This is a genomic window from Proteus vulgaris (genome assembly GCF_023100685.1).
Lineage (GTDB): Bacteria > Pseudomonadota > Gammaproteobacteria > Enterobacterales > Enterobacteriaceae > Proteus.
On the sequence record NZ_CP090064.1, the window covers coordinates 445,948 to 470,995 of the forward strand.

Annotated in this window: 17 protein-coding genes, 1 tRNA gene and 2 rRNA genes; 16 read left to right on the forward strand and 4 right to left on the reverse strand. The window is 41.7% G+C overall.

Going from position 1 to position 25,048, the window contains the following annotated elements; genetic code table 11:
- Positions 1 to 22 precede the first annotated feature (22 nt).
- From LW139_RS02240 to rrf, 3 genes are all read left to right on the forward strand, one after another.
- A tRNA-Glu gene (locus LW139_RS02240) sits at positions 23 to 98 on the forward strand.
- 367 nt (positions 99 to 465) lie between these two features.
- Positions 466 to 3,542 (forward strand): 23S ribosomal RNA (locus LW139_RS02245).
- Positions 3,543 to 3,658: 116 nt separating this feature from the next.
- Positions 3,659 to 3,774: ribosomal RNA gene (gene rrf, locus LW139_RS02250) — 5S ribosomal RNA — on the forward strand.
- Positions 3,775 to 3,910: 136 nt separating this feature from the next.
- On the opposite strand, the gene LW139_RS02255 is transcribed toward rrf, so the two are convergent.
- On the reverse strand, positions 3,911 to 4,570 hold the full coding sequence (locus tag LW139_RS02255) for a GntR family transcriptional regulator (RefSeq protein ID WP_166539708.1): 660 nt from the start codon (positions 4,568 to 4,570) through the stop codon (positions 3,911 to 3,913).
- A 467-nt stretch (positions 4,571 to 5,037) separates the two neighbouring features.
- On the opposite strand from LW139_RS02255, the gene LW139_RS02260 reads away from it, so the two are divergent.
- The 7 genes from LW139_RS02260 to LW139_RS02290 all read left to right on the forward strand — a co-directional run bounded on the left by LW139_RS02260 (position 5,038) and on the right by LW139_RS02290 (position 12,585).
- Entirely contained in the window at positions 5,038 to 6,288 is a 1,251-nt protein-coding gene (locus LW139_RS02260; protein ID WP_166539709.1) for an NRAMP family divalent metal transporter, read from the forward strand.
- 13 nt (positions 6,289 to 6,301) lie between these two features.
- The gene (locus tag LW139_RS02265) at positions 6,302 to 7,087 is read left to right on the forward strand and encodes a LamB/YcsF family protein (protein WP_247850568.1); all 786 of its coding nucleotides are present in this window, start codon (positions 6,302 to 6,304) and stop codon (positions 7,085 to 7,087) included.
- A 2-nt stretch (positions 7,088 to 7,089) separates the two neighbouring features.
- Complete coding sequence (locus LW139_RS02270) at positions 7,090 to 7,896, forward strand: putative hydro-lyase (protein ID WP_247850569.1); 807 nt, start codon at positions 7,090 to 7,092, stop codon at positions 7,894 to 7,896.
- 14 nt (positions 7,897 to 7,910) lie between these two features.
- A complete protein-coding gene (locus LW139_RS02275) occupies positions 7,911 to 9,488 on the forward strand; it encodes a 5-oxoprolinase/urea amidolyase family protein (RefSeq protein WP_247850570.1) in 1,578 nt (525 codons plus the stop codon).
- 16 nt (positions 9,489 to 9,504) lie between these two features.
- Positions 9,505 to 11,250 (forward strand): acetyl/propionyl/methylcrotonyl-CoA carboxylase subunit alpha, encoded by a 1,746-nt coding sequence (locus LW139_RS02280; protein ID WP_247850571.1) that lies wholly within the window; start codon positions 9,505 to 9,507, stop codon positions 11,248 to 11,250.
- Positions 11,251 to 11,453: 203 nt separating this feature from the next.
- The gene (locus LW139_RS02285) at positions 11,454 to 12,251 is read left to right on the forward strand and encodes a sulfite exporter TauE/SafE family protein (protein ID WP_247850572.1); all 798 of its coding nucleotides are present in this window, start codon (positions 11,454 to 11,456) and stop codon (positions 12,249 to 12,251) included.
- A gap of 103 nt (positions 12,252 to 12,354) precedes the next feature.
- On the forward strand, positions 12,355 to 12,585 hold the full coding sequence (locus tag LW139_RS02290; RefSeq protein ID WP_072063842.1) for a hypothetical protein: 231 nt from the start codon (positions 12,355 to 12,357) through the stop codon (positions 12,583 to 12,585).
- A gap of 38 nt (positions 12,586 to 12,623) precedes the next feature.
- Here LW139_RS02290 and LW139_RS02295 read toward each other — a convergent pair whose 3' ends face one another.
- Entirely contained in the window at positions 12,624 to 13,064 is a 441-nt protein-coding gene (locus tag LW139_RS02295) for a PACE efflux transporter (protein WP_247850573.1), read from the reverse strand.
- A gap of 111 nt (positions 13,065 to 13,175) precedes the next feature.
- Between LW139_RS02295 and LW139_RS02300 the strand changes: the two genes are divergently transcribed.
- On the forward strand, positions 13,176 to 14,078 hold the full coding sequence (locus LW139_RS02300) for a LysR family transcriptional regulator (protein ID WP_247850574.1): 903 nt from the start codon (positions 13,176 to 13,178) through the stop codon (positions 14,076 to 14,078).
- Here LW139_RS02300 and narL read toward each other — a convergent pair.
- Positions 14,075 to 14,728 (reverse strand): two-component system response regulator NarL, encoded by a 654-nt coding sequence (gene narL / locus LW139_RS02305; protein ID WP_082239485.1) that lies wholly within the window; start codon positions 14,726 to 14,728, stop codon positions 14,075 to 14,077. The two genes, LW139_RS02300 and narL, sit on opposite strands and share 4 nt — an antisense overlap.
- Before the next feature lie 25 nt (positions 14,729 to 14,753).
- On the reverse strand, positions 14,754 to 16,559 hold the full coding sequence (gene narX, locus LW139_RS02310) for a nitrate/nitrite two-component system sensor histidine kinase NarX (protein WP_109409192.1): 1,806 nt from the start codon (positions 16,557 to 16,559) through the stop codon (positions 14,754 to 14,756).
- Between the two features lie 296 nt (positions 16,560 to 16,855).
- Here narX and LW139_RS02315 point away from each other — a divergent pair, with 296 nt between their 5' ends.
- From LW139_RS02315 to narI, 5 genes are read left to right on the forward strand one after another with little or no spacing between them, the layout of a single operon-like run.
- The gene (locus LW139_RS02315; RefSeq protein WP_166539716.1) at positions 16,856 to 18,250 is read left to right on the forward strand and encodes a NarK family nitrate/nitrite MFS transporter; all 1,395 of its coding nucleotides are present in this window, start codon (positions 16,856 to 16,858) and stop codon (positions 18,248 to 18,250) included.
- Between the two features lie 52 nt (positions 18,251 to 18,302).
- Positions 18,303 to 22,064, forward strand: a complete 3,762-nt coding sequence (locus LW139_RS02320; RefSeq protein WP_247850575.1) for a nitrate reductase subunit alpha — start codon at positions 18,303 to 18,305, stop codon at positions 22,062 to 22,064.
- The gene (gene narH / locus LW139_RS02325) at positions 22,064 to 23,617 is read left to right on the forward strand and encodes a nitrate reductase subunit beta (RefSeq protein ID WP_166539718.1); all 1,554 of its coding nucleotides are present in this window, start codon (positions 22,064 to 22,066) and stop codon (positions 23,615 to 23,617) included. The genes LW139_RS02320 and narH overlap by 1 nt, the downstream gene beginning before the upstream one ends.
- Positions 23,617 to 24,342 carry a nitrate reductase molybdenum cofactor assembly chaperone gene (gene narJ / locus LW139_RS02330; RefSeq protein WP_247851200.1) on the forward strand — a complete coding sequence of 242 codons (726 nt, stop codon included), beginning with the start codon at positions 23,617 to 23,619 and terminating at the stop codon, positions 24,340 to 24,342. The genes narH and narJ overlap by 1 nt, the downstream gene beginning before the upstream one ends.
- A complete protein-coding gene (narI, locus tag LW139_RS02335; RefSeq protein WP_109409196.1) occupies positions 24,339 to 25,016 on the forward strand; it encodes a respiratory nitrate reductase subunit gamma in 678 nt (225 codons plus the stop codon). The genes narJ and narI overlap by 4 nt, the downstream gene beginning before the upstream one ends.
- Positions 25,017 to 25,048 lie beyond the last annotated feature (32 nt).

Below are 25,048 nucleotides of genomic sequence, written 5' to 3' on the forward strand. Positions count from 1 at the left end.
CGCGTCTGCGAAGCTGACTGAAGTCCCCTTCGTCTAGAGGCCTAGGACACCGCCCTTTCACGGCGGTAACAGGGGTTCGAATCCCCTAGGGGACGCCAATTGCGCGGTATGAGTGAAAGGCGTACCACACTATGTCTGATGAAAATCAGAGAATAGTTAAGATAATTTTAGTAAGTTATTTTAACTATTTTGCTCTTTAACAATCTGGAACAAGCTGAAAAATTGAAAACAAATCAATATATCACCGAGGTATATTGATGAGTCTCTCAAAATCTCAAACTTTGAATGTGTTTTTCGACATCGAAGTGGGATGAGCGAGCAATTTACAGTTCGAGGCGGCCAGCGCACAGTCAGCGCAACATACATGAGTATGTGAGCATGGCGAGCACTGCCCAACGACGAAATGTAATCTGCACAGCCATCACCACCCAGACGTCTTCAAGAAGAAACACCTTCGGGTTGTGAGGTTAAGCGAATAAGCGTACACGGTGGATGCCTAGGCAATCAGAGGCGATGAAGGACGTGCTAATCTGCGATAAGCGTCGGTAAGGTGATATGAACCGTTATAACCGACGATTTCCGAATGGGGAAACCCAATATCCAATGGATATTATCATGACGTGAATACATAGTGTCATGAAGCGAACCGGGAGAACTGAAACATCTCAGTACCCCGAGGAAAAGAAATCAACCGAGATTCCCCTAGTAGCGGCGAGCGAACGGGGAACAGCCCAGAGTCTTAATCAATAGCAGCATCAGGAGAACGGTCTGGAAAGTCCGGCAGTAAAGGGTGATAGCCCCGTATCTGAAGATGCTGTTATTGTGAACTCGACGAGTAGGGCGGGACACGTGTTATCCTGTCTGAATATGGGGGGACCATCCTCCAAGGCTAAATACTCCTGATTGACCGATAGTGAACCAGTACCGTGAGGGAAAGGCGAAAAGAACCCCGGCGAGGGGAGTGAAAAAGAACCTGAAACCGTGTACGTACAAGCAGTAGGAGCCCCATCACTCAAGTGCCTTGCACTGAGTGATTGGACAAACCACTCGAAAACAGCGAAGCGTTTACCTACAAAATGGGTTGATTATTTCAAGCCGTCGCGCAGTGTACATAGAAGTACACGAGCAACGGAAGTTAAAAAATCGAGCCAGTTTGACAGTAAAAGCAAGCGGGACATTTGAGGATGGGGTGACTGCGTACCTTTTGTATAATGGGTCAGCGACTTATATTCTGTAGCAAGGTTAACCGTATAGGGGAGCCGTAGGGAAACCGAGTCTTAACTGGGCGAATGAGTTGCAGGGTATAGACCCGAAACCCGGTGATCTATCCATGGGCAGGTTGAAGGTTGGGTAACACTAACTGGAGGACCGAACCGACTAATGTTGAAAAATTAGCGGATGACTTGTGGATGGGGGTGAAAGGCCAATCAAACCGGGAGATAGCTGGTTCTCCCCGAAAGCTATTTAGGTAGCGCCTCGTGAACTCATCTTCGGGGGTAGAGCACTGTTTCGACTAGGGGGTCATCCCGACTTACCAACTCGATGCAAACTGCGAATACCGAAGAATGTTATCACGGGAGACACACGGCGGGTGCTAACGTCCGTCGTGAAGAGGGAAACAACCCAGACCGCCAGCTAAGGTCCCAAAGTCATGGTTAAGTGGGAAACGAAGTGGGAAGGCTCAGACAGCCAGGATGTTGGCTTAGAAGCAGCCATCATTTAAAGAAAGCGTAATAGCTCACTGGTCGAGTCGGCCCGCGCGGAAGATGTAACGGGGCTAAACCATGCACCGAAGCTGCGGCAGCAATACTATGTATTGTTGGGTAGGGGAGCGTTCTGTAAGCCTGCGAAGGTGTACTGTGAGGTATGCTGGAGGTATCAGAAGTGCGAATGCTGACATAAGTAACGATAATGCGGGTGAAAAACCCGCACGCCGGAAGACCAAGGGTTCCTGTCCAACGTTAATCGGGGCAGGGTGAGTCGACCCCTAAGGCGAGGCTGAAAAGCGTAGTCGATGGGAAACGGGTTAATATTCCCGTACTGGTGGTAACTGCGATGGGGGAACGGAGAAGGCTAGGTTGTCCGGGCGACGGTCGTCCCGGTTCAAGCATGTAGGCAGAGTGATTAGGCAAATCCGGTCACTTAATGCTGAGGTGTGATGACGAACCACTAAGGTGGTGAAGCAATTGATGCCCTGCTTCCAGGAAAAGCCTCTAAGCTTCAGGTTACCAACAATCGTACCCCAAACCGACACAGGTGGTCAGGTAGAGAATACTCAGGCGCTTGAGAGAACTCGGGTGAAGGAACTAGGCAAAATGGTGCCGTAACTTCGGGAGAAGGCACGCTGGCGGTAAGTGAAGTCCCTTGCGGACGGAGCCGAAGCCAGTCGAAGATACCAGCTGGCTGCAACTGTTTATTAAAAACACAGCACTGTGCAAACACGAAAGTGGACGTATACGGTGTGACGCCTGCCCGGTGCTGGAAGGTTAATTGATGGGGTTATCCTTAGGGAGAAGCTCTTGATCGAAGCCCCAGTAAACGGCGGCCGTAACTATAACGGTCCTAAGGTAGCGAAATTCCTTGTCGGGTAAGTTCCGACCTGCACGAATGGCGTAATGATGGCCAGGCTGTCTCCACCCGAGACTCAGTGAAATTGAACTCGCTGTGAAGATGCAGTGTACCCGCGGCAAGACGGAAAGACCCCGTGAACCTTTACTATAGCTTGACACTGAACATTGAGCCTTGATGTGTAGGATAGGTGGGAGACTATGAAATGTGGACGCCAGTCTGCATGGAGTCAACCTTGAAATACCACCCTTTAACGTTTGATGTTCTAACCTAGGTCCATAATCTGGATCGGGGACCGTGTCTGGTGGGTAGTTTGACTGGGGCGGTCTCCTCCTAAAGAGTAACGGAGGAGCACGAAGGTTGGCTAAGCATGGTCGGACATCATGCGGTTAGTGCAAAGGCATAAGCCAGCTTGACTGTGAGAGTGACGGCTCGAGCAGGTACGAAAGTAGGTCTTAGTGATCCGGTGGTTCTGAATGGAAGGGCCATCGCTCAACGGATAAAAGGTACTCCGGGGATAACAGGCTGATACCGCCCAAGAGTTCATATCGACGGCGGTGTTTGGCACCTCGATGTCGGCTCATCACATCCTGGGGCTGAAGTAGGTCCCAAGGGTATGGCTGTTCGCCATTTAAAGTGGTACGCGAGCTGGGTTTAGAACGTCGTGAGACAGTTCGGTCCCTATCTGCCGTGGGCGTTGGAAGATTGAGAGGGGTTGCTCCTAGTACGAGAGGACCGGAGTGAACGCACCACTGGTGTTCGGGTTGTCATGCCAATGGCATTGCCCGGTAGCTAAGTGCGGAAGAGATAACCGCTGAAAGCATCTAAGCGGGAAACTTGCCTCGAGATGAGTCTTCCCTGTCACCTTGAGTGACCTAAAGGAACGTTTAAGACTAAGACGTTGATAGGCTGGGTGTGTAAGCGTAGCGATACGTTGAGCTAACCAGTACTAATGAACCGTGAGGCTTAACCTGACAACACCGAAGGTGTTTTGTCTGAGAGACAAAGAGTAGATGAAGTAAGCTTGTTTAAGATTGAAATTGCTGGTTATGACGAGAAATCGGAGTAACGGGTGATTAAACAGAATTTGCTTGGCGGCCATAGCGCAGCGGTCCCACCTGATCCCATGCCGAACTCAGAAGTGAAACGTTGTAGCGCCGATGGTAGTGTGGGGTCTCCCCATGTGAGAGTAGGGAACTGCCAGGCATTAAATAAGACGAGAAAGCCAACCCAATGGGTTGGCTTTTTTGCGTTTAGAGTTTTTAAATCGAATAATAATGAAAAATCACGCTATCGTTATTTAGATGCCCCAATATAGGGCATTTTATTATTAATTGAATAATTAACAAAAATTATGACGAGAAAAAGCAGCTAGCACAGTCCTTTCTGAAATTTCCAAATAGTCTTCCATTGCCATCGCCGCTTCTTGCGCTTTGCCATCCATTAACAGCATTAAAATCTGTTCATTTTTCTCAATATAAGGTGCATGTAGCAATTGAGGATCATTTAATAAGCCGAATGCTAAGCGTAATTCAGCTAAAATAAGCTGGTATTGCTTAAATAATCTGGGACTATCAGAAAGCTCAGCGATAGCGGTATGAAAATGCATGTTACAGGTTCCGACACCACTCCAATCTTGTTGTTCTTGAAACTTTTTTGCTTGATCGACACTATCTTGCATTCTAATAATGGCAGGGTGCATAGGATAAGAATGTCGCAGAGCATCACATTCAATTAATCGTCTTACACGATAAATATCCATGATACTTGCCATATCTGGCACTGAAACAAAAACACCACGATTAGGTTTATAAGTTAACAGCCCTTCTTGAGTTAATACACGAAAAACCTCTCTCAAGGTATTACGAGATATCTCTAGCGTTTCACTTAATGCGGTTTCTGAAAGTCTTTCACCAGGAGGTAATTCTCCGATAGTGATTTTTTGCCGAATAATATTGGCAACTTTTTGAGAAAGAATTTGTGGCGATGTTTTTTTCTGCATTATCTTCTGCTATTAGCTTAATAGAAACATCTATTCTATCAGTGAGCTTTACAATATATAACCTCTATTGTCGCTGTATGTTGCACTTATCACTCTCTACAATATTGCTTTCAGTTTGTTTTTATTAAAAAAATTGATTTTTTCTTTATTAATTTTTAATACTCAAATTTATTTTTCTTCATTTATATGCACTATTTTTGTGCATCTTATCTTTTTATGCTTCATTCCCGTGCATTTTTGATACGAATAAATTACCTACAATTGTCAATAAAATGTTAAAAATGCGATCTTCTTTGCACTTTTATCATCCTATATTTAAATCTATTTGCTTATTTATTCATCTATTATTATTAATTGTTCAACAATCTAATATCAGCTGATTAACAATCAGATATTCATGCTCAACAATGGCATGCAAATTGCCTTAGTAATAATAATTAAAATAATGATGATAAAGGGGGTAGCTTATGGCTACACAAGATTCTGCAAATACAGCTCCAACTTCGTTTATAAAAAGTAGACGTTCTTCTTTGATTGCCGCTATTTTTTTAATGGCAACCTCAGCAATTGGTCCTGGTTTTATTACACAAACTGCAACCTTTACGGCGACAATGGGTGCCGCATTTGCGTTTGGGATCTTAGCGTCGATTGTGATTGATTTTATTGTGCAACAAAGTATTTGGCGAGTGATCACGGTAACCAATATGCGCGCTTCGGATATTGCCAACAAAGCTATCCCGGGAAGTGGCTATTTGCTGGCGATATTAGTTATCTTCGGTGGTTTAGTTTTTAACGTTGGTAATATTGCAGGTGCAGGATTAGGGCTTAATGCGATGGTTGGGCTAGATCCTAAATGGGGTGGGATCTTAAGTGCATTACTTGCGATCTATATTTTCTCTTCACGCAAAGCCAGTAACTTTATTGATCGTATGATTATTATTCTTGGTATGGTCATGATCTTACTCACTGTTTTTGTCATGTTTGCTTCTAATCCACCGATTGGTGAAGCATTAAGACAAACGGTTTTACCTGACTCTATTAATTTTGCCACAATTACCACAATTGTGGGTGGAACAGTAGGGGGTTATATCTGTTATGCAGGTGCTCATCGCCTTCTTGATAAGGGAACGACGGGTATTGAGAATATTGAAGCCGTATCGAGCGCTGCAACAAAAGGTATCTTAGTTGTTGGATTGATGCGCTACATTTTATTCCTTGCCATTTTAGGTGTTGTAGCTAGTGGTGTAACATTAGATATTTCTAGCCATGCTGCAAACCCTGCTTCACAAGCATTTCAACATGCTGCGGGTTTAACTGGGTTACGTATCTTTGGTCTTATCTTATGGGCAGCCGCTCTTACTAGTGTTATTGGTGCTGCTTATACCTCTATGTCATTTATCACTGTGTTTAAAAAAGGGATCACTGAGCGCCAGCGTAATATCGCAACCATTATCTTTATTGCTGTTTCATTAGCTATTTATATGATGATGGGAACAGCGCCCGCTGCTTTATTAGTCTTTGCCGGTGGTTTTAATGGTCTAATTTTACCTATTGGTATGACACTGTTTATTTTTGTTGCATGGCGTCGTCAAGACTTAATGAATGGCTATAAATACCCAGCATGGCTGTTATGGTCAGGCATTTTAGTCTGTGTACTGACTTGGTATATGGGCATCATGTCAGTAGGTGCGATTTTCAACTACCTCAATATTGCTTAAAGGAATAATAACAATGATAAATACCATCGATTTAAACAGTGATTTAGGTGAAAGCTTCGGTCAATGGACAATGGGCAATGATGATGCGGTACTTGAAATAGTCAGTAGTGCCAATATTGCCTGTGGTTTTCATGCTGGCTCCCCTGATGGAATTTTAAGAACATTAAAAGCGGCAAAACTGCATAATGTCTCGATTGGAGCTCATGTTGCTTATCCTGATTTAGTGGGTTTTGGTCGTCGTAATATGGACATTGCCAGTGATGAATTAACCGCTGATGTGATTTATCAAATTGGTGCTTTGCAAGGGTTAGCTAAAGCAGTAGGTTTGAGCGTGACTTATGTTAAGCCTCATGGTGCACTCTATAACACAATTGCACATGATAAACGCCAAGCGCTTGCGGTTATTGAGGCGATACTTGCTGTAGATCCTCAATTGGTATTAGTTGCTTTAGCAGGATCACCCTTGATTACTTTTGCTAAAGAAAAAGGGCTTCGTGTAATAGCCGAAGCCTTTGCAGACAGAGCTTATCACGCTGATGGCACTCTGGTTTCTCGTAAAAAAGAGGGCGCAGTTTTATATGATCCGGAACGTGTTGCACAACGTATGTTACAACTTGTACAAGAAGGTGGTATTGAGTCTATAGAAGGTATTTTTACTGCTATAGATGCAGATTCTATTTGTGTTCATGGTGATAGTCCTGATGCAGTCAATTTAGCCAAAAGTGTAAAAAAAACTTTAATAGATCATGGTGTTGTAATTAAACCATTTGCGTCTGCTTTACTGAAAAGTGAGGGGTAAATATGACAAATTTAATGAAAGCAGCTGCTGATGCAATCGCCAAAGCACAAGAGGCTCGATTAGCAATTCGTCATGGTTTAGCTATGCCAACAGCAGGTATGGCAAAAGGAATGACACAAGCAAATATGATTAGTTTGCCTCGTGATTGGGCATTCGACTTCTTACTTTATGCACAACGTAATCCTAAAAGTTGTCCTATCTTAGATGTTTGCGAATCAGGTAGTTATCGTACTGTTTTAGCGAAAGACGCCGATCTGCGTACCGACATTCCTCTTTATCGTGTTTGGGAAAATGGCAAATTAACGGATGAAATTACAGATGCTAGAGCCATATGGGCACAACACTCTGATCTCGTGACATTTCTTATTGGTTGTAGTTTCACTTTTGAAACGCCGATGTTAGAAGCGGGTATTGAAATCCGACACATCACGGATAACTGCAATGTTCCGATGTATAAAACCAATCGCTTATGTCGTCCAGCAGGGCGATTAGAAGGCGAGTTAGTTGTCTCAATGCGTCCTATTCCTTCTGATAGAATTGCTGATGCTGTAATGATCAGTGGTCGCTTTCCTTCGGTACATGGTGCTCCCGTGCATATTGGTTCACCTGAAGCTCTGGGTATTAAAGATATTATGTCGCCAGATTTTGGTTCACCAGTGAGAATTGAAGACGGCGAGATCCCCGTGTTTTGGGCTTGTGGTGTGACCCCACAAGCGGCGGTGATGCGCTCAGGTGTTCCTTTTGCACTTAGCCATGCTCCAGGGCATATGTTTATTACCGATGTGCCCGATGCAGCTTATCACGTATAAGGGAGGAAGATACTTTGCGCTTTTTACCCGTTAACTTATCTCATTTACTTGTCGAGCTTTCTTCTTTAAAAGAGACGCTCGCATTGTATGAATCTGTTAAACAAGCAGATATTGCTGCTATTGAAGATATTGTACCTGCAGCGAAAACGCTCTTAATTCACTATACGCCATGGCTAATCACGGCTGAAGAACTTGTTGTTCAGCTCCGACAATTAGAAATCAAAGCACTATCGGCACGTCAAACACAGTCATTAACGATCCCTGTTCATTACCAAGGGGAAGATATTAGTGAAGTGGCTGAATTATTAGGCATAACCATAAATGATGTGATCCGCAGACATACTGAACAAACCTATCAAGTTGCATTTACCGGTTTCGCTCCAGGGTTTGCTTATCTGATCGCTGATGAAACCCAGCTCTATGTACCTCGTCGTAAAACTCCTCGTACACGGATCCCTGCTGGCTCTGTCGGATTAGCCGGTGAATTTAGTGGTGTATATCCACAACAAAGTCCTGGCGGTTGGCAGTTAATCGGAACTACGGAAATAAAAATGTGGGATCTATCACGCAAACAACCTGCCTTTTTATTGCCGGGAAATGAAGTGCATTTTATTGATGCACAAAAAGTACCAATAACAGTTTCATTACCTGAAAAAAAATCGGCAGTAGCTTCTCCTATCTCATTAAATGATAAAGGCTTATATGTCATTTCGGCAGGATTACAGACATTATTTCAAGATGAAGGACGAATTGGTGCTGCATCAATGGGGGTTTCCGCTTCTGGTGCACTAGATAAACCCGCTTTACATGCGGCTAATCGTTTGGTGGGGAATCCGACAACTTTCGTAGCACTTGAGATAACTCAAGGTGGATTAACACTTAAAGCGCGACAAGATTGTGTTATTGCCTTAACTGGGGCGGATTGTTCTATTTTATTAAAACCTGAGTCAGGAGTGAGTGAATATCTATCAAGCTATCAACCAATAGATGTTCGTTGTGGTGATGAAATTATTTTAGGGATACCAACAACAGGGGTGCGTAGCTATCTTGCTGTGAGAGGTGGGTTTGAATTACCTAAAGTTTTAGGTAGTCATGCTTTTGATACTTTAGCCCAAATTGGGCCTAGTGCATTGCAAGAAGGAGATGTACTTCACCTTAATAACGAAAGCATATCAAACCGTGTTATTGTTGAGGAACAACCAATATTAACACTGCCAAAACAAGGAGATATCGTCACTCTTGATATTGTTTTAGGTCCTCGTACTGACTGGTTTACTGTGGATGCAATAAAGACGCTAACCTCTCAATTGTGGCAAGTCACACCACAATCTAATCGTATTGGTTTACGTTTACTAGGCGAAACGCCCCTTGCACGTGAGCAACAACAAGAATTATCAAGTGAAGGCACCTGTATTGGTGCAATACAAGTACCAATTAATGGGCAGCCTGTTTTGTTTCTTAACGATCACCCATTAACAGGAGGCTATCCTGTTATTGGTGCTGTCGCTGAATATCACTTACCACTCGCAGGGCAGATCCCTGTTAACGCTAAAATTCGTTTTAATCCAATTACCGAATTCCAAGAATATTGATAGGAGAATGCCACTCATGACAACAATTAACCAAAAACAACGAGTGAAGCATCGAGTACTTATTGCAAACCGAGGCGAAATTGCGGTTCGTATCATTCGTGCTTGTCAGGATTATGGTGCTACTTCAATTGCTATTTATGCGAATGATGATATTGATGCACTGCATGTTCGTCTTGCTGATGAAGCTTATGGACTCAATGGTAATTTACCGAAAGAAAGCTATTTAGATATCAACAAAATTATTGATATTGCTAGTAAAGCTAAAGCAACGATGATCCATCCAGGCTATGGTTTTCTTTCAGAGCGTGCAGATTTTGCAAAAGCGGTACAAGAAGCCGGATTTATTTGGGTAGGGCCAAATCCTGAAACGATTGAGGTACTTGGCGATAAAGTGAAAGCGCGTAAAATTGCACAGTCAGTTGGTGCTCCTTTAGTTAATGGTACTGCTGATCCTGTTAATAATGCTAAAGAAGTATTAGATTTTGCCAAGCAATATGGTTTACCTGTTGCGATTAAAGCTGCTTTTGGTGGTGGTGGGCGAGGCTTAAAAATTGCCCATAAAATGGAAGAAATTGAAGAGCTTTATCATTCCGCAGTACGAGAAGCTGTCACCGCATTTGGACGTGGCGAATGTTATGTTGAGCAATTTCTAGATAAACCTCGCCATATTGAAGCACAAATTATCGCAGACAAACTGGGCAATGTTGTTGTTGTCGGAACACGAGATTGTTCGCTACAGCGACGTAATCAAAAGCTGATTGAAGAAGCACCTGCACCTTATTTGACAGACGAACAACGTGAACGTATTCACCAGTCAGCTAAAGATATTTGTGCTAAAGCGGGCTATATCGGGGCTGGTACAGTTGAATTTTTATTAAGTGCAAATGGCACTATCTCATTTCTGGAAGTAAATACTCGTCTACAAGTAGAACATCCAGTGACGGAAGAAACCGCAGGTATTGATTTAGTTATCGAGCAGTTACGTATTGCTGAAGGTTTGCCACTCAGTATTGATAAAACACCTGTCCCGCGTGGCCACTCTTTTGAATTTAGGATCAATGCGGAAGATCCCACCAAAGGTTTTTTACCGACACCAGGTTTAATTACGCATTTTTCTCAGCCTTCAGGCCCCGGTGTGCGAGTTGATAGTGGTGTTGCTGAGAATAATCAGGTTTCACGCCAATTCGATTCAATGATGGCCAAACTGATAGTGACGGGTGCAACTCGCGAACAAGCTATTGCTCGTGCTCGTCGAGCATTATCGGAATTTAAAATAGAAGGCGTGGCAAGTGTATTACCTTTCCATTGTGAAATGATGGAATACACCGATTTTACTGAAGATTTTAAGGTACATACTCGTTGGATTGAAACTGATTTTCAGGCAAAAAATATTCATTTCCCTCGTAGTACACCAGCAAAAAATGAAGAGCTAGTTCGTACCTTTATTGAAATTGATGGTCGTCGTCATGAACTCGCTTTGCCTGCTCAATTACTGTCACTTTCTGCGGTAATACCAACAGTTGTTAGTGCTAATCATGAGAAAGAAGAGAATGAAAAAGCGGTGATAGCGCCAATCTCTGGCGTATTACATAGCTGGATCTTATCTGATGGTGATAAAGTCAAAGAAGGTGATGTTATTGCTATTATGGAAGCGATGAAAATGGAAGTTCAGGTGATCGCATCTCGTGATGGGGTATTACAGCAAAAAGCTAAAACAGGCGATTATTTTTCAGCAGAAACCGTTTTGGCTGAAATAAATTAAGAGTGTTAAATAACTAATATACTGATTAATAAGAATAATAACTGCCTTTGATATTAGCCCTTGAATATGAGTAAATTCCGTATTAAAGGGCTTTTTTATAATAACTTTATTTATATATCTATTTGTTATATCTAATTCCTTTTGGTTATAAGTTATTTTGCCTATAATCTAGGCTCGCTAAATTATCAGCAAAAGGAAATAGGATGTTACTCGTCTCACAACTGCTTATCGGCGCTGCAATAGGGTTAGTTATTACAACGACCGGAGTTGGCGGAGGCGTTATTTTATTGCCTGTTCTTATTTATCTTTTTGGAATGAATGCATTAGCGGCTGTGGCAACGGCTAATTTGTTATCTATGCTAATGAAACTCTCGTCTTCTTATATCCATTTTCGTTTAGGTAATATTCCATTAAAACCCGCATTATTAATTTTGATGATCATGTTTCCTGCAACTTTTTTAGCGAGTTATGGGGTGACGTGGTTGGGATCGCAACCTCAATATTACGATCGTGTTGAATCTGGTATTAATATTTTAATGATCGTTGCCATCGTATTTTCATTGATCTTGTTTTTACAACGGATGATAAGAAGATCAACAGGTTCAGATCCTTTAATTTCTTTGCCACCATCTTCATCTGTTACTTTTTCTTCCTTATTTGTACCAGGAATGAGTGCAGGGTTTGTGCTTGGAGCGACGGGAGTTGGAGGTGGATTAGTGGTATTGCCTGTATTAATGCGTTTTGCACAAATGGGGATTAAGGAGGCGATTGGTACCTCTATTTTTATTACCACCATTCTTTCGGGTGGCTCAGCTATCGCTTATAGTGCTGGTGGTTATACCGATGTTCACACGGCACTTATTCTCTGTTTAGGATCATTACTTTCTATTCCGCTAGCACGCTATCTTTTAGTGTATTTATCAGAGCGTTTTTTCCAATACTTAACACTGTCTTTTATTCTGATCAGCATCATTATGATGAGTTGGAAGTTAATAAATTAACTTAATGTAAGATCGAGTGAGTCAATTTTTCTCTTATTACCTTTCGTTAGACTAAACTAATCTATCATCATGAGATTAACTTTTAAGAATAAGTAGAAACGAGATGAACATTAAAATAGGTGATGAATTTTTAGTTTATATGGCGCTAGGTGAAGAAAGCTATATGAAAGAATATTATCGTGTTGTTGAGTTAGATACTCAACTTTCTCAAGTAACAGGTAAGTTACTCAAAAGAACAACGGCTGATGATAAAAATATTGGTTTAGGTCGTTGTGAATTAGAGGGGGGTATTGAGCAATTTGCATTAGAAGATATCTATCCTGTTAAAGAGTGATCTTAATTGCAGATCACTCTTCTTAATTCGTTTGTCGTTTAGGCTACTGGCGCATTTTCAGGTAGTGCAGATGTTGGTAAACCGAATGCTTTGTCAAATACCCAGTTATAAACGAAAGTATAACAAGGGATAATGATGATCAGCGCAAAATCCATAACTAATGCCTGCCATAACGAAACATTAAGCCACCAGGCAATTAATGGGATTAAATAGAGTACCAGTGTTAGCTGAAATCCAATTGCATGTACAATACGACGTCTAAAAGTTCGAATTCTTGAAATCTGCCGACTTTCCCAAAATTCAAACATACAGTTATAAATAAAATTCCAACTCACCGCGATTGTTGTTATCACAAGTGCTAATGGGCCCGTTACTGCTGTTGAGCTATCAGCCAAAAGAGCAAGTCCAACGGATGAAATAACCCACCCAAAGATCTCATAAGCTGTCACGTAGACAATTTTTCGTTTGATACCTTGCATTGTACTCTCTTTTTTCTGTGGATTAGTGTTGTTAAGCATCGTAAGATAAATCAGCAAGAATGACAGAAAAAGTCAGCTAGTATCAATTTAACTGAAACATCAGGAGTGAACATGCAGTTTTCAAGTGAACATATTGCGATATTTTTAGCCGTGATGGATAAGGGATCTTTTTCTGCGGCAGCACGTTCATTAAAACGCGTTCCTTCTGCAGTTAGTATGGCGATTGCCAATATGGAAGCTGAATTAGGTTATGCACTTTTTGAGCGCTCATCACGAGAGCCTCAGCCAACCGAAAAAGCCAAAGCACTTGAGCCTCATGCCAGAATGATCGCAGAGCAATTAAAATTATTACAAGTGCATGCACAAGAGCTTTCAATGGATCTCGAAAGTGTCTTAAATATTGGTGTTGCAGCTGATATTAATCCTGATTATTTATTACCTGCGTTATCTGAATTAACGCAACGTTATCCATTACTTAATGTGAATGTGATAACCGCGGCACAAGATGACATTATTGAGATGTTACATTCGCATAAAATTCAATTATGCCTAGTCTATGGGGGATTATATGTGAATGGTGATGAGCAGTTTCAATATCTTGGCTCTGAGTCATTGGTGGCAACGATCTCTGCAAGCCATATTGCATTAGCCCACCCTTCTGGCGTATTTATTGAGGATTTAGTGAATGTTCGCCAAATTATGATCGCAAGTCACACCAAAGAGTTGAGGGATGAGCGCTCATTAGTGGCTACAAATTATTGGCAAACGGATAGTTTTCAAATGGCATTAGGTATGGTTGAAGCGGGAATGGGATGGGGTAATTTGCCATATTCGTTGATTTATACTCAATTGCAAAAAGGTAAATTAAAACAACTTCAGTTTAAAAATACGAAAAATGAGTTGCGATTGCCTATTCATGCCATGTGGTTAAAAGGGGAGTCGTTACAAAAAGGGGCAAAAGAGTTAGTTGAGCTGATGAGTACCCACCAGCCCATTGTACCTAATTTTGATTAATCGACACGTTGTTGATGAACCCAAACGGCAACTTCTACGCGAGATTTTAGCTTCATCTTTTTCAGTAAATGTTTAACGTGTACTTTGACAGTACTTTCTGTGATATCAAGTTTACGTGCGATCATTTTATTGGATAGCCCTTGCGCTATTAGTTTTAAAATATCACGTTCACGCGGGGTGAGCTGTTCAATATCACGCTCACCTTCAGAACGATCTTCACGTAATGATTCCGCTAAAATCGGTGTTAATGCAGGACTGACAACCATTTTTCCGGCCGCCGCTTGTTTAAGTGCTGCAAGCAATTCTTCAGGCTCCATATCTTTTAAAAGATAGCCATCAGCACCGCGTTTTAACGCCGTCACTAAATCATCGCTGTAGTTTGATACACTAAACACAACGATCCTTCCTGATAATGACTTTAATCTCAACTGATCAAGTGTTTCAAAACCATTCATTCCAGGCATATTCAGATCCAGCAAAATTAAATCTGGATCTAATTCTTCTGCGAGTTTCACGCCTTGAATACCATCACCCGCCTCCCCAACGACAGTTAATGTTGTATCAAGACTTAAGAGTTGCTTTACGCCATTGCGTAGCATTGGGTGATCATCAATGAGTAAAATTGTCGCTTTTTCTGTGGGTGATCCCATGTTATTCATTACGACTTGCTCCATGTTATACAGGGTCTTTATGAGTAGTGATTAATGGAAATTTAACAAGCACTTGAGTACCGCCCTGTTCACGTACTTTTATAGTATAAGAGCCATTTAAGCTATTTGCGCGTTCACGCATAATAATAAGGCCATAGTGATTTAATTTTTCAGGGTTAGGACTAATTCCTTCACCATTATCGTTAATTTTTAATTCAATAATGCCATTATTAAGAGATAAAGAGACTTCAGCCCAGTTGGCATTGGCATGCTGTAATATATTATTCAATGCTTCACGTACAATTTGAACCACATGAATACTCTGATGTGAATTCACGCATTTTGCAGGCAATTGATAGTCAAAATTAATAGCAAACCCAAGTCGCTGATTAAATTCATTCAATGTACTTTCTAATGCTGCTAATAATCCCGGCTCAGTAAGTTTTAAACGAAATGTAGTTAACAATTCTCTTAGCTGGCGATAAGCCACGTTAAGCTCTTCTCGCATCTCTTTGAGTAATTTTTGGCAATTATCCGGTAAGGTTTCTGACTGCATTTGCAAATAACTGACTTGCATTTTCAAACATGAAAGTGATTGTGCGATAGAGTCATGCAATTCACGGGCAATAGCAGAGCGTTCATCCATGAGTAAAAGCTGTTGTTGTTGCTCATTTTGTTGTTCCATTGCCAGCATGGCAGAGATTTGTTTTGTCAGTAATAACATTAAATTATTCTGTTCGTCAGTCAGGACTGTGTGTTCGGGTAGTTGCATAACAAATAACCCATAACGATGGATCTGATCAGCTAATTCCCAATGCAATAGTTCACTGCGTAATGGAATAGTGGCTGAAACCGTTTCATCACAGCGCTCACATTGTTGATCTGGGCAATGCTCAGGACGTGAGTGCGGTTCTAAACTGATTTCATTAAACAGTGTGTGATGATTATCCTCATATAAACGTATCTGCAAATAGGTATCAGGAATAATTTGTTGAAGTTCAAATAGTATCTGTCTTAATCGAGCGCAAAGAGGGGCAGGGGAGTGTAATTGCTGGCTTGAATGATAAAGGTAAGAGAGTACTTTGTTTTTCTGTTGTAAGTCGTGCGTTTTTTCGACCACTCTTTTTTCTAATTCGCTATATAGCGTTGAAAGCTCTTCTGACATGGTATTGAGTGCAATTCCTAATGTTGCAATTTCATCATGATGAGCACGTTGGTGGAAGCGGGCTGAAAAATTACCATGACCAATTGAATTCGCCATTTGCATTAATTGTTGCCAAGGATGCAATAAACGGCGGCGGAAATGCCAGACAGAGCCAAATAACAGTAAGAGTGTCAGTGCGGTAAATATAAGCTGAGTGTAAGCTACCAGCCTTATTTTTTGTTCTGTTAACTGATCTATGCTTAATACTAGTTTGTCTAATTGAGAAACAAACAAGGCGACTTCTTGTTTTGCATCATCTCGTTGTTGTGCATAAAGCAAGGTTGGTTTTAAGGTTTCTTTCCAATATGTATTTAACTGGGCATATTGTGATTGTAATGATGCATTACTCAGGACTTGGAGTAACTCATTGCTGTCTAAATCGGTTTCTAATTCATGAAGGTAATAACGATGCTGTTCATCTAGAGGTAAAGCAGATAGTAAGCGATAGCTTTGCATCCGTAGCGATCCAGATTTATTAATCGCATGAGCATTACCTTGTACACTCAAAATAATATGGTTAGAAATCGCCATTCCTACCACACCCAATAGAGTGAAAAGTAACATTAATATCGCTATTTGATTAATAATTGAAAAACGATAGTGCCATTGGATTTTATGCGTGCTCATCATTTTTTTCCAAGTTGATTCCGTCGCTATCTTGCCTTAAAAAGGTATCAAATGTCATATACTACTAAAGTATTACCTCTAAATAGCTGGTAAGGGTAATTTCACCTCTAAATTATTGTGTTTTCTATTTAACCTTATAATTTGTAATGACAAATCAGGAATAACCCTATTAATACTTAGGTGTAAATAACCACTTTAGCTTAAAAATCAAACAAATGTTTGCTTGATACAGATCATGACTTATTAACAATTCTAATCGTAAAAAGGTGCCAATCTAACCGTTAATCGAGGTTGTTATGGCACTCACTCAACACCCAGAAAAAATGAGAAAAGGGGTGATCGAAGATTGGCATCCTGAAGATAAAGCTTTTTGGGAAAAGACTGGTCAAAAGATCGCTTCACGCAATTTATGGATTTCTGTTCCTTGTTTACTTTTATCGTTCTGTGTATGGATGCTTTTTAGTGCGGTTGCAGTAAATTTGAACAAAGTAGGTTTTAACTTTACCACAGATCAGTTGTTTATGCTGACTGCACTGCCTTCAGTCTCAGGTGCTATATTACGCGTTCCTTATTCTTTTGTTATTCCTATTTTTGGCGGTCGTCGCTGGACTGCAATCAGTACCGTATTTTTGATTATTCCTTGTCTCTGGCTGGGGTTTGCGGTGCAAGATACAACAACGTCTTACGCAACCTTTATTGCTATTTCACTGTTATGTGGTTTTGCTGGAGCAAACTTTGCATCCAGTATGGCAAACATCAGCTTTTTCTTTCCTAAAGCACGTCAAGGTGGGGCATTAGGATTAAATGGTGGATTAGGTAATCTGGGTGTCAGCGTTATGCAGTTGGTTGCACCATTAGTGATTGGCGTTGGCGTATTTGCAATGTTTAGTGGTCCGGGTGTTGTTCAGCCAGATGGTTCACGTCTATGGTTAGAAAATGCTGCATGGATTTGGGTTCCTTTCTTATTTATTCTGACATTTGCGGCATGGTTTGGTATGAACGACCTGGCGGCTAATAAAGCCTCTTTAAGCCAGCAATTACCTGTTTTAAAACGGGGTCACCTCTGGCTATTAAGTATCTTATACCTGTGTTCTTTTGGTTCATTTATTGGTTTCTCTGCGGGTTTTGCGATGTTATCTAAAACCCAATTCCCAGATATCGTTATTTTGCATTATGCCTTCTTTGGACCTTTATTAGGTGCTTTAGCTCGTCCTGTAGGTGGCGCTTTGTCTGATAAATTCGGGGGTATTAGAGTCACGCTGATTAACTTTATCATCATGGCAATTTTCTCTGCTTTACTCTTCTTAACACTACCTGAAAACGGTGCTGGTGGCTCATTTATCGCATTCTATGGCGTCTTTATGGTGCTGTTTTTAACTGCGGGTTTAGGGAGTGGTTCTACATTCCAAATGATTGCAGTGGTGTTTAGAAAAATCACTGTTGATCGCATGAAAGCACAAGGCGCTTGCGATGAAGCTGCTCAAAAAGAAGCGGTGACAGAAAGTGCAGCAGCGCTTGGTTTTATCTCTGCAATTGGTGCAATTGGTGGCTTCTTTATTCCTAAAGCCTTTGGCACATCGCTTGCAATGACTGGCTCACCTGCCGGAGCCATGAAAATCTTTGTTCTATTTTATATCGCCTGCGTCTTGATCACTTGGTTGGTCTATGGACGTAAACACAATAAACAATAATGACGAATTATACGCAATGTGAGAGCGCTCGCGCGCATTGGGAGAGTATCTGATGAGTAAGTTTCTCGATAGATTCCGCTATTTTAAACAGCTTGGCGATACCTTTTCAAAGGATCATGGCCAAGAATTAAATGTTAATCGTGACTGGGAAGATGGTTATCGTAGTCGTTGGCAACATGACAAAATTGTCCGTTCCACTCATGGTGTTAACTGTACAGGCTCATGTAGCTGGAAAATTTATGTCAAAAATGGGTTAGTAACTTGGGAAACCCAACAAACGGACTACCCGCGTACACGCCCTGATTTACCCGATCATGAGCCTCGTGGTTGTCCTCGTGGTGCAAGTTATTCATGGTATTTATACAGCGCGAATCGCGTTAAATATCCCATGGTACGTAAACGCTTAATTAAATTATGGCGTGAAGCAAAAGCACAACACAGTGATCCTGTCGATGCTTGGGCTTCAATTATTAGCTCACCAGAAAAAACTAAAAGCTATAAACAAGCGCGTGGACGTGGTGGTTTTGTTCGTTCTTCATGGTCTGAAGTAAATGAAATTATTGCTGCTTCTAACGTATTTACCGCTAAAGAATATGGTCCTGATCGTATTATCGGCTTTTCGCCAATTCCAGCAATGTCGATGGTGTCATACGCTGCGGGTGCGCGTTATTTATCACTTATTGGCGGGGCATGTTTAAGTTTTTACGATTGGTATTGCGACTTACCACCAGCATCACCAATGACATGGGGTGAGCAAACAGACGTTCCTGAATCGGCAGACTGGTATAACTCATCTTACCTGATTGCCTGGGGCTCTAACGTACCGCAAACACGTACTCCAGATGCCCACTTCTTTACAGAAGTTCGCTACAAAGGAACAAAAACCGTAGCGGTAACACCTGATTATGCTGAAATCGCTAAACTGTGTGACCAATGGTTAAATCCAAAACAAGGTACTGATAGCGCAATGGCAATGGCGATGGGACACGTTATTCTTAACGAATTCCACGTTAAACGCCAAACAGAATACTTTAGTAACTACGTGCGCACTTACACTGACATGCCAATGTTAGTGATGTTAGATAAACATGATTCTGGCAATTTAGTTGCGGGTCGCATGTTACGAGCTTCTGATTTAGTGAACAATCTCGATCAGGAGAAAAACCCAGAGTGGAAAACCATTGCTATTGATGAGAAAACACAGCAACTGATTGCTCCTCAAGGTTCTATGGGCTTTCGTTGGGAAGGCGCTGCTAAATGGAATCTTGAGCCCAAAGACGGTAAGAGTGGTGAAGAAGTCACTTTACAATTAGGGCTTTTAGAGAACCACGATGATGTTGTTGACGTTGCATTTCCTTACTTTGGTGGCATCAAGAGCGAATACTTTGAAGGTGTTGCCCTTGATGATGTAATTGTTCATAAACTGCCTGCTAAGCGTATTACACTTGCGAACGGTGAAGAAAAATACGTTACAACCGTCTATGACTTGCTATTAGCAAACTACGGTATTGATCGTGGTTTAAATGATGAAAATTGCGCATCAAATTACGATGAAATCAAAGCATATTCACCAGCATGGGCTGAAAAAGTGACAGGTGTAGGCCGTCAAGATATCACCCGTATTGCGCGTGAATTTGCAGATAATGCAGAAAAAACACATGGTCGTTCTATGGTGATTGTGGGAGCCGGTATTAACCACTGGTATCACATGGATATGACCTATCGTGGCATTATTAATATGCTGATTTTCTGTGGTTGCGTCGGTCAAAGTGGTGGTGGCTGGGCACATTATGTTGGACAAGAAAAATTACGACCACAAACAGGTTGGTTGCCTTTAGCTTTTGGTCTTGATTGGCAACGTCCGCCTCGCCATATGAACAGTACGTCATTTTTCTATAATCACTCCAGTCAGTGGCGTTATGAAACCGTATCACCAACAGAGTTGTTATCGCCACTAGCGGATAAATCACGCTTTAGTGGTAGCTTGGTTGATATGAATGTGCGTTCAGAACGTATGGGATGGTTACCATCGGCGCCTCAATTAAATTTAAACCCTCTGTCTATTGCGAAAAAAGCTCAAGATGCAGGTGTTAGTGCCGCTGATTACACCGTTAATGCATTGAAATCAGGTGAAATTCGTTTTGCTTCGGAGCAACCTGATAATCCACAAAACTTCCCACGTAATTTATTTATCTGGCGCTCTAACTTATTAGGTTCGGCGGGTAAAGGACATGAGTATTTACTGAAATACTTGCTGGGAACCGAAAACGGATTACAAGGTAAAGATTTAGGCGAGCAAGGCCAAGTTAAGCCACAAGAAGTGGAATGGCAAGATAAAGGCGGTGAAGGTAAAGTTGATTTAGTGGTGACTTTAGACTTCCGTATGTCAAGTACCTGTCTCTTCTCCGATATCGTTTTACCAACCGCTACATGGTATGAGAAAGATGATATGAATACTTCGGATATGCATCCATTTATTCATCCATTAACTGCCGCGGTTGATCCTGCTTGGGAATCTAAAACAGACTGGGAAATCTATAAAGGCATTGCTAAAACTTTCTCTAAATTGTGTGTTGGTCATTTAGGGGTTGAAACGGATTTAGTGACATTGCCTATTCAGCATGACTCTGCCGCTGAAATGGCACAGCCTTTCGATGTGAAAGATTGGAAAAAAGGTGAATGTGACCTTATTCCGGGTAAAACAGCACCACACCTTATTCCTGTTGAACGTGATTATCCAAATACCTATGCTCGCTTTACCTCACTTGGCCCTCTGATGGATAAATTGGGTAATGGTGGTAAAGGGATCAGTTGGAATACACAAGCAGAAGTCGATTTTCTGAAAAAACTCAATCGTGTCCGTCATGATGGTGTGGCAAAAGGGCGTCCAGCAATTGAAACCGCGATTGATGCAGCCGAAGTTATTCTTTCTTTAGCACCTGAAACTAACGGTCAAGTAGCTGTAAAAGCGTGGGATGCATTAAGTAAAGTGACAGGACGCGATCACACTCATTTAGCCAAAGTGAAAGAAGACGAGAAAATTCGTTTCCGCGATATTGTTGCTCAGCCTCGTAAGATTATCTCAAGCCCAACATGGTCTGGTCTTGAAGATGAGCATGTCTCTTATAACGCCTGTTATACCAATGTTCACGAGATGATCCCTTGGCGTACGTTAAGTGGTCGCCAGCAGTTGTATCAAGATCACGAGTGGATGCGTGCTTACGGTGAAAGCTTAGTGGTTTACCGTCCACCTATTGATACTAAAGCGATTGATGCGGTTAAAGGTAAAAAACCAAATGGTTTCCCTGAGAAAGCGCTGAATTTCCTAACTCCTCACCAAAAATGGGGTATTCACTCAACCTATAGCGATAACTTACTCATGTTAACGTTAGGTCGTGGTGGCCCTGTAGTGTGGCTGAGTGAAGATGATGCCAAAGAGATGGGAATTAGCGATAACGATTGGGTTGAAGCGTACAACAGTAATGGTGCGTTAACGGCAAGAGCCATTGTCAGTCAACGTATTCCTGATGGCATGATTTATATGTATCACGCACAAGAGCGCCAAATAAACCTACCAGGATCTGAAATAACCGGAATGCGAGGTGGTATTCATAACTCAGTGACGCGTGTTTGCCCTAAACCAACCCATATGATTGGTGGTTACGCTCAATTGGCTTATAGCTTTAACTATTACGGCACTGTGGGCTCTAACCGTGATGAGTTTGTTGTGGTGCGTAAAATGAAACAGATTGATTGGCTTGATGGTGAAGGTGATGCTTATCAACAGACCCTGAATGGACAGGAGAAGGCATAATGAAAATTCGTTCACAAGTCGGTATGGTACTGAACCTCGACAAATGTATCGGTTGCCATACCTGTTCAGTAACCTGTAAAAATGTTTGGACTAGCCGTGAAGGTGTTGAATACGCATGGTTCAATAACGTTGAAACCAAACCAGGTACAGGGTATCCCCAAAATTGGGAAGACCAAGAGAAGTGGAAAGGTGGCTGGATCAAAAATATCAAAGGTAAATTAGTACCAAGAATGGGTAACCGTGTTGGTCTATTATCTAAAATTTTTGCCAACCCAGATGTTCCAGCATTGGACGATTACTATGAGCCGTTTGATTATGACTATGAGCATTTAAAAAATGCACCAGAAGGCTCATTACCGACAGCACGTCCTCGTTCACTGATCACCGGTCAGCGCATGACCAAAATCGAAAAAGGCCCAAACTGGGAAGACGATTTAGGGGGGGAATTTAGCAAACGTGCAGCGGACAAAAACTTCGCCAATATGCAAAAAGAGATGTACGGGCAGTTTGAAAATACATTCATGATGTATTTACCTCGTTTATGTGAACACTGCTTAAATCCTGCTTGTGTGGCGACATGTCCAAGTGGTGCAATTTATAAACGTGCTGAAGACGGTATTGTACTTATCGACCAAGATAAATGCCGTGGATGGCGTATGTGTTTAACTGGGTGTCCATATAAAAAAATCTATTTCAACTGGAAAAGTGGTAAGTCAGAAAAATGTATTTTCTGCTATCCACGTATTGAAGCCGGTCAGCCAACACTGTGCTCAGAAACCTGTGTAGGGCGTATCCGTTATCTGGGGGTAATGCTGTATGACGCAGATAAAATCTCACAAGCTGCCAGTGCGGATAATGAAAAAGATTTATACCAAAGCCAGTTAGATATCTTCTTAGATCCCTTCGATCCTGAAGTGATTGCAGCAGCTGAAGAGCAAGGTATTCCGTTAAGTGTGATTGATGCAGCACAACGTTCACCTGTTTACAAAATGGCAGTGGATTGGAAGCTGGCATTACCACTACACCCTGAATATCGCACCTTACCAATGGTTTGGTATGTGCCACCTTTGTCACCTATTCAGTCAGCTGCGGATGCGGGGGTGTTACCTCATACTGGTGTATTGCCTGATGTAGAAAGCTTACGTATTCCTGTTCAGTATTTAGCTAACTTATTGACAGCTGGTGACACTACACCTGTGTTATTAGCATTAAAACGCATGCTCGCGATGCGTCATTACAAACGTGCTGAAACTGTAGAAGGAAAAACAGACTTAAGTGCACTAGAACAAGTCGGTTTGACTGAAGCGCAAGCACAAGAGATGTATCGTTATCTGGCTATTGCAAATTATGAAGATCGCTTTGTTATTCCATCAAGCCATCGAGAACTTGCAAGAGAAGCTTTCCCAGAACGTAATGGTTGTGGTTTTAGCTTTGGTGATGGTTGCCATGGTAGTGATAGCAAATTTAATTTGTTTAATAGTCATCGCATTGATGCGATTGATATCACTTCAAGAACACCTCAGGATGAACGTCGTTCAGAGGAGAAAATATGATGATCTCTCTGAAAGTTATTTCTCATCTTTTAGATTATCCCACTCAAGAATTATGGGATAACCGTGGCGAGCTTATTGATGCATTACAGGAGGCCGATGAGCTTCCTGTGACTCAAGTTGCAAAATTGATGGCGTTTATTCACGCATTAACGCAACAAGAGTTATTAGATGCACAATCTAACTACAGTGAACTTTTTGATAGAGGTCGAGCACGCTCACTGTTGTTATTTGAACATGTTCATGGTGAATCTCGCGATCGCGGTCAGGCAATGGTTGATCTGTTAAATCAATATCAACAAGCGGGGATCACATTAAGTAGCCGTGAACTCCCGGACTATTTGCCTACTTACCTTGAGTATTTAACACTTTTACCTACCACAGCGTGTATAGAAGGGCTAAACAATATTGCGCCTATTTTGGCCCTGTTAGGTGAGCGTTTAAAACAGCGAGGCAGTGATTATCACGCTCTCTTTGATGTATTGCTTTGTCTTTCACAAAGCGGACTAGAAGCATCACAACTCACTGCTCAAGTAGAAAAAGAGCCTTTAGATGATACCCCTGCGGCGTTAGATGCGGTATGGGAAGAAGAACAAGTGACGTTCCTTGGAGAAGGTACGCAATGTGGCAGTAGCAATATTAGCCAACATCAGCGTCGTTTTGCACAAGAGACGGCAGTTCAATATCTCAATGTGGGGAATTCGTTGGATACGGGAGCACAAAAATGAATTACATCAATATGTTATTTTTTGATATCTATCCCTATATTGCTGGTGCCGTTTTTATTATCGGTAGCTGGTTACGCTATGATTATGGTCAATACACTTGGCGTGCAGGTTCTAGCCAGATGCTAGACAAGAAAAATATGCGATTGGCATCTAACTTATTCCACGTTGGGATCATCGGTATTTTTGCTGGTCATTTTCTGGGAATGTTAACACCACATTGGATGTATGAATCTTTTTTACCGATTGAATATAAGCAAATTATGGCGATGGTAGGCGGTGGTACTTGTGGTGTGTTAATGCTGGTGGGGGGCGTGATGTTATTAAAACGCCGTTTAACCAATCCACGAGTGAGAGCCACATCTTCATTTGGTGACATTATGATTTTAACGCTACTGGTTATTCAAGTGGCATTAGGTCTACTAACAATTCCGTTCTCAGCACAACATATGGATGGTAGTGAAATGATGAAGCTGGTGGCATGGGCACAATCTATTGTGACATTCCATGGTGGTGCTTCAGCAAATCTTGAAGGTGTTGCATGGGTATTTAAATTGCACATTTTCTTAGGAATGACGATTTTCTTATTATTCCCATTCTGTCGATTAGTCCATATTTGGAGCGTACCTGTTGAGTACTTAACTCGTCGCTATCAAATTGTGCGTAATCGTCATTAATGAATGATCTATCTCCTGATAGTAAGTTAGAG

Excerpts from the sequence above, each read along its gene's own strand:
- LW139_RS02255 (WP_166539708.1), bottom strand. The coding sequence starts at position 4,570 with ATGCAGAAAAAAACATCGCCACAAATTCTTTCTCAAAAAGTTGCCAAT.
- LW139_RS02260 (WP_166539709.1), top strand. The coding sequence starts at position 5,038 with ATGGCTACACAAGATTCTGCAAATACAGCTCCAACTTCGTTTATAAAA.
- LW139_RS02300 (WP_247850574.1), top strand. The coding sequence starts at position 13,176 with ATGCAGTTTTCAAGTGAACATATTGCGATATTTTTAGCCGTGATGGAT.
- LW139_RS02320 (WP_247850575.1), top strand. The coding sequence starts at position 18,303 with ATGAGTAAGTTTCTCGATAGATTCCGCTATTTTAAACAGCTTGGCGAT.
- LW139_RS02280 (WP_247850571.1), top strand. The coding sequence starts at position 9,505 with ATGACAACAATTAACCAAAAACAACGAGTGAAGCATCGAGTACTTATT.
- narJ (WP_247851200.1), top strand. The coding sequence starts at position 23,617 with ATGATCTCTCTGAAAGTTATTTCTCATCTTTTAGATTATCCCACTCAA.
- narH (WP_166539718.1), top strand. The coding sequence starts at position 22,064 with ATGAAAATTCGTTCACAAGTCGGTATGGTACTGAACCTCGACAAATGT.
- LW139_RS02270 (WP_247850569.1), top strand. The coding sequence starts at position 7,090 with ATGACAAATTTAATGAAAGCAGCTGCTGATGCAATCGCCAAAGCACAA.
- narL (WP_082239485.1), bottom strand. The coding sequence starts at position 14,728 with ATGGGATCACCCACAGAAAAAGCGACAATTTTACTCATTGATGATCAC.
- LW139_RS02285 (WP_247850572.1), top strand. The coding sequence starts at position 11,454 with ATGTTACTCGTCTCACAACTGCTTATCGGCGCTGCAATAGGGTTAGTT.
- narI (WP_109409196.1), top strand. The coding sequence starts at position 24,339 with ATGAATTACATCAATATGTTATTTTTTGATATCTATCCCTATATTGCT.
- LW139_RS02290 (WP_072063842.1), top strand. The coding sequence starts at position 12,355 with ATGAACATTAAAATAGGTGATGAATTTTTAGTTTATATGGCGCTAGGT.
- narX (WP_109409192.1), bottom strand. The coding sequence starts at position 16,559 with ATGAGCACGCATAAAATCCAATGGCACTATCGTTTTTCAATTATTAAT.
- LW139_RS02315 (WP_166539716.1), top strand. The coding sequence starts at position 16,856 with ATGGCACTCACTCAACACCCAGAAAAAATGAGAAAAGGGGTGATCGAA.
- LW139_RS02265 (WP_247850568.1), top strand. The coding sequence starts at position 6,302 with ATGATAAATACCATCGATTTAAACAGTGATTTAGGTGAAAGCTTCGGT.
- LW139_RS02295 (WP_247850573.1), bottom strand. The coding sequence starts at position 13,064 with ATGCAAGGTATCAAACGAAAAATTGTCTACGTGACAGCTTATGAGATC.